Here is a 13,830-nt window from a genome sequence, read left to right on the forward strand (position 1 = left end):
CGGCGCTTAGACGTCGTCCTCACCGATCCGGTGCACGTGGATAAGGTTGGTCGACCCTACTGTGCCAGGTGGCGCACCGGCCACGATCACCACCAGGTCACCGCGCTTGTAGCGACCGAGTTCCAGCAGCGACTTGTCGACCTGCCGGATCATGCCGTCGGTGGAGGTCATCATCGGGACGATGAACGTCTCGGTGCCCCACGTCATGGCGAGCTGGCTGCGGACCTCGGGCCACGCGGTGAAGGCCAGCAGCGGCAGCGGGGTGTGCAGGCGCGCCAGCCGCTTGACGGTGTCGCCGGACTGGGTGAAGGCGACCAGCGCCTTGGCGTCCAGGCGCTCGCCGATGTCGCGGGCGGCGTAGGAGATCACCCCGCGCTTGGTGCGCGGCACGTGCGTCAGCGGTGGAGCGGCGGTGGAATTGTCCTCGACGGCGCAGATGATCCGCGACATGGTCCGCACGGCCGCCAGCGGGTACTTTCCGACCGACGTCTCGCCGGACAGCATCACCGCGTCGGCGCCGTCGAGCACGGCGTTGGCGACGTCGGAAGCCTCGGCGCGCGTCGGCCGGGAGTTCTCGATCATGGAGTCGAGCATCTGGGTCGCCACGATGACGGGTTTGGCGTTCTCCCGGGCCATCTGGATGGCCCGCTTCTGCACCAGTGGCACCTCTTCCAGCGGCAGCTCGACGCCGAGGTCGCCGCGGGCCACCATGATCGCATCGAAGGCCAGCACGATCGCTTCCAGATTGTCCACGGCTTCCGGCTTTTCCAGCTTGGCGATCACCGGCACCCGCCGCCCGACCCGGTCCATCACCTCGTGCACCAGCTCGACGTCGGACGGCGAGCGCACGAAGGACAGCGCGACCAGGTCGACACCGAGGTCCAGCGCGAACGTGAGGTCCTCGATGTCCTTCTCCGACAGGGCCGGAGCGGTCACATTCATCCCCGGCAGCGACATGCCCTTGTTGTTGCTGACCGGACCGCCTTCGGTCACGGTGCAGATCACGTCGTCGCCCTCGATGCCTGAAACGACCAGTCCGATGTTGCCGTCGTCGATCAGCACCCGGTCGCCGACCGTCGCGTCCGCGGCCAGCCTCTTGTAGGTGGTCGACACGCGGTCGTGGCTGCCCTCGCAGTCGGCGACGGTGATGCACACGGTTTCGCCGTCGGCCCAGTAGGTGGCCCCGGTGGCGAACCGGCCCAGCCTGATCTTCGGGCCCTGCAGGTCGGCGAGGACACCGACCGCGCGGCCGGTGGTGTCAGAAGCGGCCCGTACCCGCTCATAGGCGGCCTTGTGGTCGGAGTAGTCGCCGTGACTGAAGTTCAACCGGGCGACGTCCATTCCCGCCTCGACCAGCGCCAGGATCAGCTCGTCCGAATTTGTCGCAGGGCCAAGGGTGCAGACGATCTTCCCGCGTCTACTCACGCCGACCCAGCATAGTCGCGTGGGTCCGCCACGGTCCGACCGAACGGGGTGTCGCGCTGTGCGTGGTTAACCACTATTGATCGCCGGAAACAGGGGGAAGCCGGGCAGGTTACGCAGCACCGTCCAGGCGATGATGGCCACCACCATCGTCAGCCACGCCGGCGTCGAGAGCGCCGGTCTGCCACGGCCGCGGCGAATCAGCAGCCAGCCCGCCAGCATCGGGATGCCGACCAACAGGAAAACATTGTCATTGACGGCGGCGAACAGGCCACCGTGCAGCAGATCATGCGTCATCCGCAGGCCACCGCAGAACGGACAATTCCAGCCGGTGAGCAATCTGAAGGGGCACTGGGGATACAACGAATTGGTGTTGTGCGGGTCGACCAGGCCGACGTAGCCGAGCGCACCGCCGAGCACGACGACGGTGCCGGCTGCGACGTACCGGCGCGGGCGGTGACACTGCTCCGCCACGGGCCCGGCGGAATTGGGTTGCGTCACATGTTCAGCATGCCAGACGGCGCGGCCACTAGGGGTTCGACGACCGATTCCTTCGCAGCCGCCACCGGCTGCGTGGTGTCTCGTACGGCTCGGCGGCCGAAGCCGGTTCGGCCGAGTCCTGTGACGGCTTTGGCTCGGGTTCGTCCGCCTCGGCTTTGGGCTTTTCGGGTTCTTCGGCTTCGGCCTCTTCGGGCTCTTCCGTTTCGGCTTCGGGCTCTTCGGCTTCGGCCTCTTCCGCGTCGGCTTCTTCGGGTTCTTCCGTTTCGGCGTCGGGCTCTTCGGCTGCGGGCTGTTCGGCGTCGGCTTCTTCGGGTTCTTCCTCGTCGACCTCTTCGGCTTCGGGCTCTTCGGCTGCGGGCTGTTCGGCTTCCGCTGTTTCTGCTTCGGCTTCGGCCTCTTCCGCCTCGGCCTCCTCGGCCGTGGCTTCGTCGGGCTCCGCCGCCTCCGCGCTGACCGGCTCGGCCTCCGCGGTTTCCGGCTCGTCGGCTTCGTCGGCGTTATCCGTTTCGGCTGCGTCGGCGGATTCGGTGCCGGCCGCGCCCGCCGCGGTCGATGCCCCAGCTGCGGCGACGGTCGCGAGCTCTTCCGCCGGCTCCGCTTCCGCGGATTCCTCGGCCTCGTTGCCGCGCAGGCTTTCGGGGGCCTCGCGTCCCTTCGGCGCCACCATGAGGTACACCACGGCCCCGATGAACACGAAAGTCGATGTGAACGAATTGATCCGGATGCCCGCGATGTGAGTGGCGGTGTCGTCGCGCAGCAACTCGACACCGAAGCGCCCGACGCAGTAGCTGGCCACGTACAAGGCAAAGAGTCGCCCGTGGCCCAACGCGAATCGTCGGTCCGCGTAGATCAATACGGCGAAAACCAGGACGTTCCAGATCAATTCGTACAGGAACGTCGGCTGCACGACGAGTGCCACCTGGCCCGTCGACACACCGTCCAGCGAATGGGGGTCGATGTATCCCGACGGGTCACGGCGGTAGAAGATCTGCAGACCCCACGGCAGGGTGGTCTCCCGGCCGTAGAGCTCCTGGTTGAAATAGTTGCCGAGCCGGCCGATGGCCTGCGCCAAGATGATTCCCGGCGCAATCGCGTCGGCGAATGCCGGCAGCGGAATCCCGTGACGCCGGCAGGCGATCCACGCACCGACGCCGCCCAGGGCTACCGCGCCCCAGATGCCCAGGCCGCCGTCCCAAATGCGTACGGCCCCGGCCAACCCGGCGCCCCCCGGCCCCCAATAGGTCCGCCAGTCGGTGGCCAGGTGATAAAGCCGGCCGCCCACCAACCCGAACGGCACCACCCACAACGCGATGTCATAGATCACCCCGCGCTGCCCGCCGCGGGCTTCCCAGCGGCGGTCACCGATCAGCAGCGCCGCCACGATGCCGGTGATGATGAACAGCGCGTAGGCGCGAATGGGCAGCGGCCCGAGGTGCCAAACACCCTGTGGCGGGCTGGGAAAATACGTCGGCAACATCGTCATCAGGCGGATGCCTTCTGCCGAACGCCTGCCGCCAACTCCTCGGTCAGCGCCCGCAGCGCGGGCAACCCGCCCTCACCGAGCGCCGATACCAGCGCGGAGCCGACGATGACGCCGTCGGCGTAGCTGCCGATCTGCGCCGCCTGCTCTCGCGACCGCACCCCCAGGCCGACACCGACGGGTATGTCCGACACCGCCTTCACCCGTTGCACCAGTTCGGGCGCGGCGTTCGACACCGCGTCACGCGCCCCGGTGACCCCCATCGTGGAAGCAGCGTAGACGAACCCGCGCGACGCCTCGACCGTCATCGCCAGCCGTTGCGGCGTCGACGAGGGCGCCACCAGAAAAATGCGATCCAACCGATGCTCCTCAGCTGCGGCCAGCCACTGGCCGGCTTCGTCGGGGATGAGATCTGGAGTGATCATGCCCTGCCCACCGGCCGACGCGAGATCCCGCGCGAACGCGTCGACCCCATACCGCAGCACCGGATTCCAATAGGTCATCACCACCGCGCGGCCGCCGGCCGCCCTGATCGCCTCGACCGCGGCCAGGGTGTCCCGCACCCGCACCCCCCCGTGCAGCGCGACCTCGGTGGCCCGGGCGATGGTCGGCCCGTCCATGCCGGGATCCGAATACGGCACACCGACTTCGATGATGTCGCAGCCGGATTCGACCAGGGCGAGCATTCCGTCGACCGAACCCGCCACGTCGGGGTAGCCGGTGGGCAGATAACCGATCAGCGCCGCGCGATTGTCTTTGCGGCACATGTCGAAAACCGGCCCTAGCCGGCTGGCTTGCTTTTGTTCCACGGTCATCGCTCGCTGGGCCCCATCAAGCCGAACCATTTCGCGGCCGTCTCGACGTCCTTGTCACCCCGGCCCGACAGGTTCACCACGATGATGGCGCCCTGCCCCAATTCGAGGCCGAGCTTGACCGCACCGGCGATCGCGTGCGCAGATTCGATGGCCGGAATGATTCCCTCGGTGCGGCACAGCAGCGCGAACGCATCCATCGCCTCGGAGTCGGTGATCGGCCGGTATTCGGCACGCCCGATCTCCTTGAGATATGCGTGTTCGGGGCCCACCCCCGGATAATCGAGACCCGCTGAGATCGAATGGGATTCGATGGTCTGCCCGTCCTCGTCCTGCAGCAGGTAAGAGAACGACCCCTGGAAAGCCCCCGGCGAACCGCCGGCGAATGTTGCTGCGTGCCTTCCCGTTTCGACGCCGTCGCCGGCCGCCTCGAAGCCGACCAGGCGCACCCCCGGGTCGTCGATGAACGGGTGGAAGATCCCGATCGCGTTGGATCCGCCCCCGACACAGGCCACCACCGCGTCAGGCAACCGGCCGGCCTGGGCCTGGATCTGCACGCGCGCCTCCAACCCGATGATTCGCTGAAAATCGCGCACCATCGCCGGAAAGGGATGCGGCCCCGCCGCGGTGCCGAAGCAGTAGTAGGTGGTGTCGGAGTTGGTCACCCAGTCCCGAAACGCCTCGTTGATGGCATCTTTGAGCGTTTTCGAGCCGCTCTGGACCGACACCACCTCCGCGCCCAGCAACCGCATCCGCGCCACGTTGAGCGCCTGGCGGGCGGTGTCCACGGCACCCATGTAGATGACGCATTCCAGGCCGAGCAGCGCGCACGCGGTGGCCGTGGCGACGCCGTGCTGGCCGGCGCCGGTCTCGGCGATGACCCGGTTCTTGCCCATTCTCTTGGCCAGCAGGGCCTGACCGAGGACGTTGTTGATCTTGTGAGAACCGGTGTGGTTCAGGTCTTCTCGCTTGAGGAAGATGCGCGCCGAGCCGGCATGTTCGGACAGCCGGGCGGCCTCGTACAGCGGTGACGGCCGGCCGGCGTAGTTGACCTGCAGGTCGTCCAAGGTGTCCAGGAAATCGGGGTTGATGCGTTCCTTCTCGTAAGCGGCGGTGACCTCTTCGATCACAGCCATCAACGCCTCCGCGACGTAGCGTCCGCCGTAGAGACCGAAATGACCACCGGCGTCCGGTTCGTGACGGGTGGGTTCGGCGACGGCTGCACTCGGAAGGGGAAGGTCCGGGCGGGACAGGTTGACCATCACCAAGGCTCTACGCGGGGACGGCTCATCGGGTTCAACGTTTCAGCGCCGGGGCTCTTCAACTGACTTAACGACTAGCGGGACGGTTTCGGGCAGGACGGGTGGGTACCCGCGGTGACCAGGTCGGCGACCGCGGCGCGCGGGTCACCGCTTTTGACCAAACCCTCGCCGACCAAGACGGCGTCCGCGCCGGCACCGGCATAGGCCAACAGGTCCCCGGTGCCACGGACACCGGACTCGGCGATCCTGATCACGTTGCTGGGCAGCCCGGGCGCGATCCGCGCGAAGCAGTCCCGGTCGACCTCCAGCGTGGCGAGATCGCGCGCGTTGACACCGATTACGTTGGCCCCGGCCTTCAGCGCCCGGTCGGCCTCCTCCTCGGTGTGCACCTCGACAAGGGCTGTCATGCCCAGTGATTCGGTGCGGTCGAGCATCGATACCAGAGCCGACTGGTCCAGCGCGGCCACGATGAGCAGCAGCATGTCGGCCCCGTGGGCGCGGGCCTCGTGGATCTGATATGGCTGCACGACAAAGTCTTTGCGCAACACCGGTATCGAGACCGCGGCCCGAACGGCGTCGAGGTCGTCGAGGGAGCCGTGGAAACGGCGCTCCTCGGTCAGAACGCTGATGATCCGGGCTCCGCCGTCCTCGTAGGCCCGGGCCAGTTTCGCCGGATCGGCAATGGTCGCCAGGGATCCCGCCGACGGACTGGCGCGCTTCACTTCGGCGATGACGCCGATGCCGGGCTCGCGCAGGGCGGCCATCACGTCACGCGGCGGCGCGGCGGCGGCAGCGGCGGCCTTGATTTCGGACAGGCTGATGAGGGCTTCGCGCGCGGCAACGTCGGCCCGGACTCCCTCGAGGATGGAGTCAAGCACGGTAGCCGGACTCATGCCTGTTGCTTCCCTTCGCGCCGTTACCCATCGCCACCCGACGGCCTACCTGACGAACTCCGGTCGATCGCGACGACGTGAATGAAGGGTAGCGGCCCTCGGCTGGCGGCCCGTCACCGACCCTCGGTGTCCGAGCCGTGCGGCCGATCGGTCGGGTCACGCGTTGGGTCACAGCCCTCGTCAAGCGCGTCCCAGATCATCCGCTCCGACATTTCCGGCGTCTCCGGCTTCTCCAGCATCGCGCCATCGGTGCCCTCGCGTAGCGCATTTGAGCGGCGCGTCGCCGGCGCCGCATACTTTTCCGCGCTCAACTGGGCCGACCCGGAATCTCCGGCCGATCGCAGCAACAGGACGGCCGCGATCAGGGTGCACGCCGCCGCCGCCACCGCGATGCCCGCTCCCCAATACCGTCGCTCGCTGCCCACCAGCGACATCAGGGCGACGTGCGCCAGATCGGCCCCGCGCACGGCGACGTCCGGCAGCACCCACAGGCTGACCCCGAGATATCCGACCGCCAGGCTGGCCACCGCCAGCAGCCCCGCCAGCACGCGCAACGGCCAGCCGCGCACCGCGATCGCCGCCACGGCCGTCGCCAGCATGAGCACCGCCAACGGCAACAACGCCGTCGACCACGACGCGCCGGACAGCGTCACCTCGCGCGGCGGTCCCAGCCCGTCGAACGACCGGATCACCACCCACGGCAGCCGGGACGCCGCCCACAGCGCCGCCGCGGATCCCACCAGCAACACCTGGGCCACCCCGACGGTCAGCCGGGCCCGCCGACTCGGCCTGGCCTCAGTCATGGCGGCCGGTATCCGGGGCGGTCAGCGTCTCGGCGGCGGCGATCGCGTTGAGCACCGCGCGCGCCTTGTTGGCGGCCTCGGTGTACTCGTAGGGCCCGTTCGAGTCGGCCACCACACCCCCGCCGGCCTGCACATACGCGGTGCCGTCGCGCATCAGCGCGGTGCGGATGGCGATCGCGAAGTCGGCGTTGCCGGCGAAGTCGAGGTAGCCGACGACGCCGCCGTAGAGGCCGCGACGCGTCTTCTCCACCTCCTCGATCAGCTCCATCGCCCGCACCTTCGGTGCGCCAGACAGCGTGCCGGCCGGGAAGCAGGCGGTCACCGCATCCAGGGCGGTCCGGCCCTCGGCGAGCATCCCGGTCACCGTCGACACCAGGTGCATGACGTGGCTGTAGCGCTCGATGTGGCTGTAATCCTCGACGCGCACGGTGCCCGGCGCGCAGACCCGGCCGAGGTCGTTGCGGCCCAGGTCCACCAGCATCAGGTGCTCGGCGCGCTCCTTCTCGTCGGCCAGCAGTTCCTTCTCCAGCAGCTGATCCTCTTCCTCGGTCTGCCCGCGCCACCGCGTGCCGGCGATCGGGTGCGTCGTCGCCCAGCCCTCCGTGACGGTGACCAGCGCCTCCGGACTGGAACCGACGACCGAAAAGTCCGTCCCACCACTGCCATTCGGCACATGCAGCAGGTACATGTACGGGCTCGGGTTGGTGACCCGCAACATCCGGTACACGTCGATCGGGTCGACGGCGGTATCCATCTCGAAGCGCTGGGAGGGGACGACCTGGAACGCCTCGCCTGCGGCGATCTGCTCGACGAGGTAGTCGACGATCTTCCCGTACTCCTCGACGGTGCGCTGCGAGCGGTACCGCGGCTCGGGCCGGTCGAACGTGGCGACCGTCGACGGCAGCGGCTGGCCGAGCGCCGAGGTCATCACGTCCAGGCGCGCGAGCGCGTCGTCGTAGGCCTCGTCGACCCGCTCGTCGGTGCCGTTCCAGTTCACCGCGTTGGCGATCAGCGTGATGGTGCCCTCGTGGTGGTCGACCGCCGCCACGTCGGTGGCCAGCAGCAGCAACATGTCCGGCAACTGCAGGTCGTCGACGGCCAGCTCGGGCAGGCGTTCCAGGCGCCGCACCATGTCGTAGGCGAACAACCCGACCATGCCGCCGGACAGCGGCGGCAGTCCGGGCAGGGTGCCGGTGGCCAGCAGCTCGAGGGTGGCCCGCAGCACGCGCAGCGGGTCGCCGCCGGTGGGCGCGTCCTGCGGCACGGCGCCCAGCCAGACCGCTTCCCCGTCGCGGACGGTCAGCGCCGACGGCGCGCCGGCGCCGATGAACGACCACCGCGACCAGGATCGGCCGTGCTCGGCGGATTCCAGCAGGAACGTGCCCGGGCGATTGGCGGCCAGCTTGCGGTAGGCCGACAGCGGCGTCTCGCTGTCGGCCAGCACCTTGCGGGTCACGGGAACCACGCGGTGCTCGGCTGCGAGCTGGCGGAAGTCCTCTCGGGAGGTCGTCGCGGCGAGGTGGGCGTGCACCGAACCATCCTCGCAGATGGGCTGATCAGGCCATCGGGCGTAGCCTGACGCCCATGAATACTGGTGACACCGTCGAGGACTTCGAACTTCCCGATCAGACGGGGACGCCGCGCAAGCTCAGCGAGTTGCTCTCCGGCGGCCCGGTGGTGCTGTTCTTCTACCCCGCCGCGATGACGCCCGGCTGCACCAAGGAGGCCTGTCATTTCCGCGACCTGGCCGCGGAATTCGCCGCCGTGGGCGCCAATCGGGTCGGCATCAGCGCCGATCCCGTGCAGAAGCAGGCCAAGTTCGCCGACATGCAGAAGTTCGACTACCCGCTGCTGTCGGACACCGAGGGCACCGTCGCCGCGCAGTTCGGCGTCAAGCGTGGCCTGCTCGGCAAGCTGCTGCCGGTCAAGCGCACCACCTTTGTCATCGACACCGATCGCACGGTGCTCAACGTGATTTCCAGCGAGTTCAGCATGGACACCCACGCCGACAAGGCATTGGAGACACTGCGCAGCCGGTCAGCGCCTAGGGGCTGATCGCCAGGAACACGTAGGCGGCGAGCAGTACCAGATGCAGCTCGCCCTGCAGCCGGGTGGCGCGCCCGGGTACGACCGTCAGCATGCTGATCACGACCGTCAGCGCTAGCAGCACCAGTTGAATGGGGCCCAGGCCGAGCACCAACGGTCCCTTGAGCCAGATGGACGCCAGGGCGATCACCGGGATGGTGAGCCCGATGCTGGCCATCGCCGAGCCATACGCCAGGTTGAGGCTGGTCTGGATGCGGCCCTGGCGCGCGGTGCGCGCGGCCGCCAGGGTCTCCGGCAACAGCACCAGCGCGGCGATCACCACGCCGACGAATGACTGCGGGAAGCCCACCGCTGTCACCGCGCTCTCGACGGCCGGTGACTCCTCCTCGGCCAGTCCCACCACCGCGACGAGGGCGACCAGCAGCAGCCCCAGACTGCCCAGCGCGGCGCCGCGGCTCGGCGGCTCGGCGTGGCTTTCATCCTCGAACAGCCGCTTCTTCTGGCCCTTCTGCGCGACCGGCAGGAAGAAGTCGCGGTGGCGCACCGTCTGCGTGAAGACGAAAACCAGATAGACCAGCAATGACGCGACCGCCGCGAACGTCAGTTGGCCCGGGGAGAACTCCCTGCCCACTTGGCTGGTGGTGAACGCGGGCAGCACCAGGCTCAGCGTCGCCAGCGTGGTGACCGTGGCCAGCGCGGCGCCACTGCCCTCGGCGTTGAACAGCGTCACGCCGTAGCGCCGCGAGCCGAGCAGCAGCGATAACCCCGCAATGCCGTTGGTGGTGATCATCGCCGCGGCGAAGACGGTGTCCCTGGCCAGGGTCGCGGCCTCGTTGCCCCCGGACGCCATGAGCGAGACGATGAGCGCCACCTCGATCACGGTCACCGCGGCCGCGAGCACCAGCGAGCCGAACGGCTCACCGACCCGGGCCGCGACCACCTCCGCGTGGTGCACCGCGGCCAGCACGGCTCCGATGAGCAACGCCGCCGCCAGCGCGACCAATGCCGGGCCCAGCTTCTCGCCCCAGATCACGGCCAGCACGCCGACGGCAAGCAGCGGTACGACCGCGGTCCACGACACCCGTCTCAACATCGACCGCCATTCTCATCCACGGCTCGCGATCGGGCGACTTCGGACCTCGGTCCTGATTTTTCGGCCCGTGCGGCGGTGATGCCGCGACGCCTTTGAGTCGAAAGTCCTCGGAGGTATGCGACCAAAGCCCCTACGTTTGCCCGACGGCGTTTCATAAGGTCCCAACACGCCTCGGGTTTACACGGGCTCGGCCGGAGGGAAGTCACGACAAGTCACGACAACCATATATCCGAACGCTGAACTCTCAGCGCGGCCGGAGCAAAGGGGGAAGCGGTGTTAGCTACTCGAACCACCGCAGAAAGCGGCGCCAACGGTCCGATTCGAAATCATCTCCGCAGTGTGAAGATTGAGGACCGCGACGCCTGGGTTTCCAAAGCACTCTGTCGCACCGGCGACCCAGATGAGTTGTTCGTTCGCGGCGCCGCCCAGAGAAGGGCCGCGACGATCTGCCGGCACTGCCCGGTGGTCCTGGAGTGCGGCGCCGATGCGCTGGAAAACCGGGTCGAGTGGGGAGTCTGGGGCGGCATGACGGAACGTCAGCGGCGCGCCCTGCTCAGGCAGCACTCCGACGTCGTGTCCTGGGTCGACTTCCTGGCCGCCGCCCGGCGGCAGCGTCGCGCCGCGATTTAGTGCCGGGGCGCCCGCTCGGGCAACAGCAACCTAGGACTCCGGCGCCAGCAGCAGATCGGCGTCGAAGCAGCTGTGGTCGCCGGTGTGGCAGGCGGCCCCCACCTGGTCGACCGTCAGCAGCACGGTGTCGCCGTCGCAATCCAGGCGCACCGAGTGGACGTGTTGGGTGTGACCGGACGTCGCGCCCTTGACCCACTGCTCGCCGCGGGACCGCGAAAAATAGGTCGCCTCACGGGTTTCGAGCGTGCGGGCCAGCGCCGCGTCGTCCATCCAGGCGACCATCAGCACGTCGCCGGTGCCACGCTCCTGCACGACGGCGGTGAACAGGCCGTCGGCGTTGCGCTTCAGCCGCGCGGCGATCCGTGGGTCCAGCGTCATCGCACGGTGATCCCTTCGGCGGCCATCGCGGCCTTCACCTGGCCGATGGTCAGCTCCCGGAAGTGAAAGACGCTGGCCGCCAACACCGCATCGGCCCCGGCGGCGACGGCGGGCGCGAAGTGCTCGACCGCGCCGGCGCCGCCGCTGGCGATCACCGGCACCGTGACCGCCGAGCGCACCGCCTGCAGCATCGGCAGGTCGAACCCGGCCTTGGTGCCGTCGGCGTCCATCGAGTTCAGCAGGATCTCCCCCACGCCCAGATCGGCACCGCGGGAAGCCCACTCGACGGCGTCGATCCCCGTCCCGCGGCGTCCGCCGTGGGTTGTGACCTCCCAACCGGACGGTGTGGGCACCGATCCCGGGGGGACCGTGCGGGCGTCGACCGACAGCACGATGCATTGCGAGCCGAACTGCCGCGCCATTTCTTCCAGCAGGTCGGGCCGGGCGATCGCGGCCGTGTTGATCGAAACCTTGTCGGCCCCCGCGCGCAGCAAGACGTCGACGTCGGCCACCGTGCGAACCCCGCCGCCGACGGTCAGCGGAATGAAAACCTGTTCGGCCGTGCGGCGCACCACGTCCAGCATGGTCGCCCGGCCCGAAGACGAGGCGGTGACGTCGAGAAAGGTGAGCTCGTCGGCGCCCTCGGCGTCGTAGGCGGCCGCGAGCTCGACGGGATCGCCCGCGTCGCGGAGGTTTTCGAAGTTGACCCCCTTGACGACTCGTCCGGCGTCGACGTCCAGGCACGGAATCACCCGCACCGCAAGGCCATTAGCGGTGGACATCTCAGAAGTCCTCCGGTCGGCCCGTGTTGCGCAGGAGCTCGAGTATCTCGGCGTGTGCGCGGGGGCCCGCGGCCAGTGCGGAATCCGACGCGGGGCTCCACGGCTCACCGTGGACGTCGGTCACGACACCACCCGCCGCCCGCACCAGCGCGACGCCGGCGGCGTGGTCCCACACATGACCGCCGAAACTGATCGAGCCACCAAGGACTCCGTCGGCAACGTAGGCCAGGTCGAGTCCGGTGGACCCGTGCATCCGCAACCGCGACGAGACCCGGCTCAGATTCTCCAGCACCGCGATCCGGTAGCGCCCCGGGAACCGGCCCCGCGCGTCGGCGCTGAACGAGCCGGCGCCGATGAGGGCGTCGGCCAGGTCGATGTCGGCCAGCGGCGGCTGCGCGACACCGTTTTTCATCAACGGACCGTCCACCACCGCGGTGTAGCGCTGGTCGACGAAGGGCAGCCAGGTCAGCCCGGCGACCGGGTCGCCGTGATGCAGCAGGCCGAGCAGGATCCCCGCCATCGGCGATCCGGCCGCGTAGTTGAACGTGCCGTCGACGGGGTCCAACACCCACACCCACTCCGAGTTGACGTCGGCGCCGCCGAACTCCTCACCGTGCACACCGATGCCGGTCGTCTCTTCCAGCGCGCCGACCACCTGCCGCTCGATCGCGAGGTCGACGTCGGTGGCGAAGTCGTTGCCCTTCTTCTGGACCGCCGAATCGGCGCGGTGGCCGGCCAGGAACGGCTCGGTGGCGTCGTCGAGGATCGCCGAAGCCTTCTCCACCAACGCGTCCAGGTCCGCCACGGCCCTACCCCGCGACCGCGGCCAGCGCCTGCGGCAGGGTGAACCGCCCGGCGTAGAGGGCTTTGCCCACGATGGCGCCCTCGACCCCGCGGTCGGTGAGGGTCGCGATCGCGCGCAGGTCGTCCAGGCTCGACACGCCGCCGGAGGCGATCACCGGGGCGTCGGTGCGCTCGGCGACGGCGGCCAGCAGGTCGAGGTTGGGGCCGCCCAGCGTGCCGTCCTTGGTGACGTCGGTGACGACGAAGCGCGAACACCCTTCGCCGTCAAGGCGTTCCAGCACTTCCCACAGGTCGCCGCCATCGGTTTCCCAGCCGCGTCCGCGCAGTCGGTGCTGTCCGTCGACGATCTGGACGTCCAGTCCCACGGCCACCTTGTCGCCGTGCTCGCTGATCGCGCGGGCACACCACTGGGGGTTCTCCAAGGCCGCCGTGCCCAGGTTGACCCGGGCGCAGCCGGTGGCCAGCGCCGCGGCCAGCGAGTCGTCGTCACGGATCCCACCGGACAGCTCGACCTGCACGTCGAGCTTGCCGACCACCTCGGCCAGCAGTTCGCGGTTCGAGCCGCGCCCGAACGCCGCGTCCAGGTCGACCAGGTGGATCCATTCCGCCCCGTCGCGCTGCCAGTTCAGCGCCGCGTCCAGCGCCGAGCCGTATTCGGTTTCGCTGCCCGCCTTGCCCTGGACCAGCCGCACGGCGCGGCCGTCGACCACGTCGACCGCGGGCAACAAGATCAACACATTCCCTCCCAAGCCGTTCGTCACAGTGCCTCGATCCAGTTGTGCAGCACCGCCGCACCGGCATCCCCGCTCTTTTCGGGGTGGAACTGGGTGGCCGACAGCGGCCCTTGCTCGACGGCGGCCAGGAAGGGCACCCGGCTGGATGCCCTGTCTCTTATACACATCTGACGCTGCCGACGATCGCATA

Annotated in this window: 15 protein-coding genes and 1 pseudogene; 2 read left to right on the top strand and 14 right to left on the bottom strand. The window is 68.9% G+C overall.

Going from position 1 to position 13,830, the window contains the following annotated elements; translation table 11 throughout:
• Window positions 1-6 precede the first annotated feature (6 nt).
• From pyk to A5781_RS18620, 8 genes are all read right to left on the bottom strand, one after another.
• Complete coding sequence (gene pyk / locus A5781_RS18585) at window positions 7-1,425, bottom strand: pyruvate kinase (protein WP_067209610.1); 1,419 nt, start codon at window positions 1,423-1,425, stop codon at window positions 7-9.
• Window positions 1,426-1,491: 66 nt separating this feature from the next.
• Window positions 1,492-1,923: a DUF2752 domain-containing protein gene (locus tag A5781_RS18590; protein ID WP_082939421.1), complete on the bottom strand. Its 432-nt coding sequence runs from the start codon at window positions 1,921-1,923 to the stop codon at window positions 1,492-1,494.
• 28 nt (window positions 1,924-1,951) lie between these two features.
• Window positions 1,952-3,406, bottom strand: a complete 1,455-nt coding sequence (locus A5781_RS18595) for a prolipoprotein diacylglyceryl transferase (protein WP_067209615.1) — start codon at window positions 3,404-3,406, stop codon at window positions 1,952-1,954.
• Window positions 3,406-4,218: a tryptophan synthase subunit alpha gene (trpA, locus tag A5781_RS18600; RefSeq protein ID WP_067209618.1), complete on the bottom strand. Its 813-nt coding sequence runs from the start codon at window positions 4,216-4,218 to the stop codon at window positions 3,406-3,408. Before trpA ends, A5781_RS18595 begins: the two co-directional genes overlap by 1 nt.
• Window positions 4,215-5,477, bottom strand: coding sequence for a tryptophan synthase subunit beta (gene trpB / locus A5781_RS18605; RefSeq protein ID WP_067209622.1), 1,263 nt, complete (start codon window positions 5,475-5,477; stop codon window positions 4,215-4,217). The genes trpA and trpB overlap by 4 nt, the downstream gene beginning before the upstream one ends.
• A gap of 74 nt (window positions 5,478-5,551) precedes the next feature.
• Window positions 5,552-6,370 (bottom strand): indole-3-glycerol phosphate synthase TrpC, encoded by an 819-nt coding sequence (gene trpC / locus A5781_RS18610; RefSeq protein ID WP_066953187.1) that lies wholly within the window; start codon window positions 6,368-6,370, stop codon window positions 5,552-5,554.
• A gap of 113 nt (window positions 6,371-6,483) precedes the next feature.
• The gene (locus A5781_RS18615; RefSeq protein WP_067209626.1) at window positions 6,484-7,173 is read right to left on the bottom strand and encodes a TIGR02234 family membrane protein; all 690 of its coding nucleotides are present in this window, start codon (window positions 7,171-7,173) and stop codon (window positions 6,484-6,486) included.
• A complete protein-coding gene (locus A5781_RS18620) occupies window positions 7,166-8,704 on the bottom strand; it encodes an anthranilate synthase component I (protein ID WP_067209630.1) in 1,539 nt (512 codons plus the stop codon). The genes A5781_RS18615 and A5781_RS18620 overlap by 8 nt, the downstream gene beginning before the upstream one ends.
• A gap of 53 nt (window positions 8,705-8,757) precedes the next feature.
• Here A5781_RS18620 and A5781_RS18625 point away from each other — a divergent pair, with 53 nt between their 5' ends.
• The gene (locus A5781_RS18625) at window positions 8,758-9,228 is read left to right on the top strand and encodes a peroxiredoxin (protein ID WP_067209633.1); all 471 of its coding nucleotides are present in this window, start codon (window positions 8,758-8,760) and stop codon (window positions 9,226-9,228) included.
• Here A5781_RS18625 and A5781_RS18630 read toward each other — a convergent pair.
• On the bottom strand, window positions 9,218-10,312 hold the full coding sequence (locus A5781_RS18630; RefSeq protein WP_067209636.1) for a calcium:proton antiporter: 1,095 nt from the start codon (window positions 10,310-10,312) through the stop codon (window positions 9,218-9,220). The two genes, A5781_RS18625 and A5781_RS18630, sit on opposite strands and share 11 nt — an antisense overlap.
• Window positions 10,313-10,585: 273 nt before the next feature.
• Here A5781_RS18630 and A5781_RS18635 point away from each other — a divergent pair, with 273 nt between their 5' ends.
• Entirely contained in the window at window positions 10,586-10,942 is a 357-nt protein-coding gene (locus A5781_RS18635; protein WP_082939422.1) for a WhiB family transcriptional regulator, read from the top strand.
• A 30-nt stretch (window positions 10,943-10,972) separates the two neighbouring features.
• Here A5781_RS18635 and hisI read toward each other — a convergent pair whose 3' ends face one another.
• The 5 genes and pseudogenes from hisI to A5781_RS26580 all read right to left on the bottom strand — a co-directional run.
• The gene (gene hisI / locus A5781_RS18640) at window positions 10,973-11,320 is read right to left on the bottom strand and encodes a phosphoribosyl-AMP cyclohydrolase (RefSeq protein WP_067209639.1); all 348 of its coding nucleotides are present in this window, start codon (window positions 11,318-11,320) and stop codon (window positions 10,973-10,975) included.
• Window positions 11,317-12,102 (bottom strand): imidazole glycerol phosphate synthase subunit HisF, encoded by a 786-nt coding sequence (gene hisF / locus A5781_RS18645; protein WP_067209642.1) that lies wholly within the window; start codon window positions 12,100-12,102, stop codon window positions 11,317-11,319. The genes hisI and hisF overlap by 4 nt, the downstream gene beginning before the upstream one ends.
• 1 nt (window position 12,103) lies before the next feature.
• Window positions 12,104-12,907 (bottom strand): inositol monophosphatase, encoded by an 804-nt coding sequence (locus A5781_RS18650; protein WP_067209645.1) that lies wholly within the window; start codon window positions 12,905-12,907, stop codon window positions 12,104-12,106.
• 4 nt (window positions 12,908-12,911) lie between these two features.
• Window positions 12,912-13,643, bottom strand: a complete 732-nt coding sequence (gene priA, locus A5781_RS18655; RefSeq protein ID WP_067209648.1) for a bifunctional 1-(5-phosphoribosyl)-5-((5-phosphoribosylamino)methylideneamino)imidazole-4-carboxamide isomerase/phosphoribosylanthranilate isomerase PriA — start codon at window positions 13,641-13,643, stop codon at window positions 12,912-12,914.
• 20 nt (window positions 13,644-13,663) lie between these two features.
• Window positions 13,664-13,830, bottom strand: a pseudogene (locus tag A5781_RS26580) (hypothetical protein); the annotation flags it as partial.

It is taken from the genome of Mycobacterium sp. 852002-30065_SCH5024008, from assembly GCF_001665645.1.
Classification (GTDB): Bacteria; Actinomycetota; Actinomycetes; order Mycobacteriales; family Mycobacteriaceae; genus Mycobacterium; species Mycobacterium paraffinicum.

Coding starts and splice junctions, on each gene's coding strand:
- trpA (WP_067209618.1), bottom strand. CDS start 4,218: ATGACCGTGGAACAAAAGCAAGCCAGCCGGCTAGGGCCGGTTTTCGAC.
- A5781_RS18630 (WP_067209636.1), bottom strand. CDS start 10,312: ATGTTGAGACGGGTGTCGTGGACCGCGGTCGTACCGCTGCTTGCCGTC.
- trpC (WP_066953187.1), bottom strand. CDS start 6,370: ATGAGTCCGGCTACCGTGCTTGACTCCATCCTCGAGGGAGTCCGGGCC.
- A5781_RS18625 (WP_067209633.1), top strand. CDS start 8,758: ATGAATACTGGTGACACCGTCGAGGACTTCGAACTTCCCGATCAGACG.
- trpB (WP_067209622.1), bottom strand. CDS start 5,477: ATGGTCAACCTGTCCCGCCCGGACCTTCCCCTTCCGAGTGCAGCCGTC.
- hisF (WP_067209642.1), bottom strand. CDS start 12,102: ATGTCCACCGCTAATGGCCTTGCGGTGCGGGTGATTCCGTGCCTGGAC.
- hisI (WP_067209639.1), bottom strand. CDS start 11,320: ATGACGCTGGACCCACGGATCGCCGCGCGGCTGAAGCGCAACGCCGAC.
- A5781_RS18595 (WP_067209615.1), bottom strand. CDS start 3,406: ATGACGATGTTGCCGACGTATTTTCCCAGCCCGCCACAGGGTGTTTGG.
- A5781_RS18615 (WP_067209626.1), bottom strand. CDS start 7,173: ATGACTGAGGCCAGGCCGAGTCGGCGGGCCCGGCTGACCGTCGGGGTG.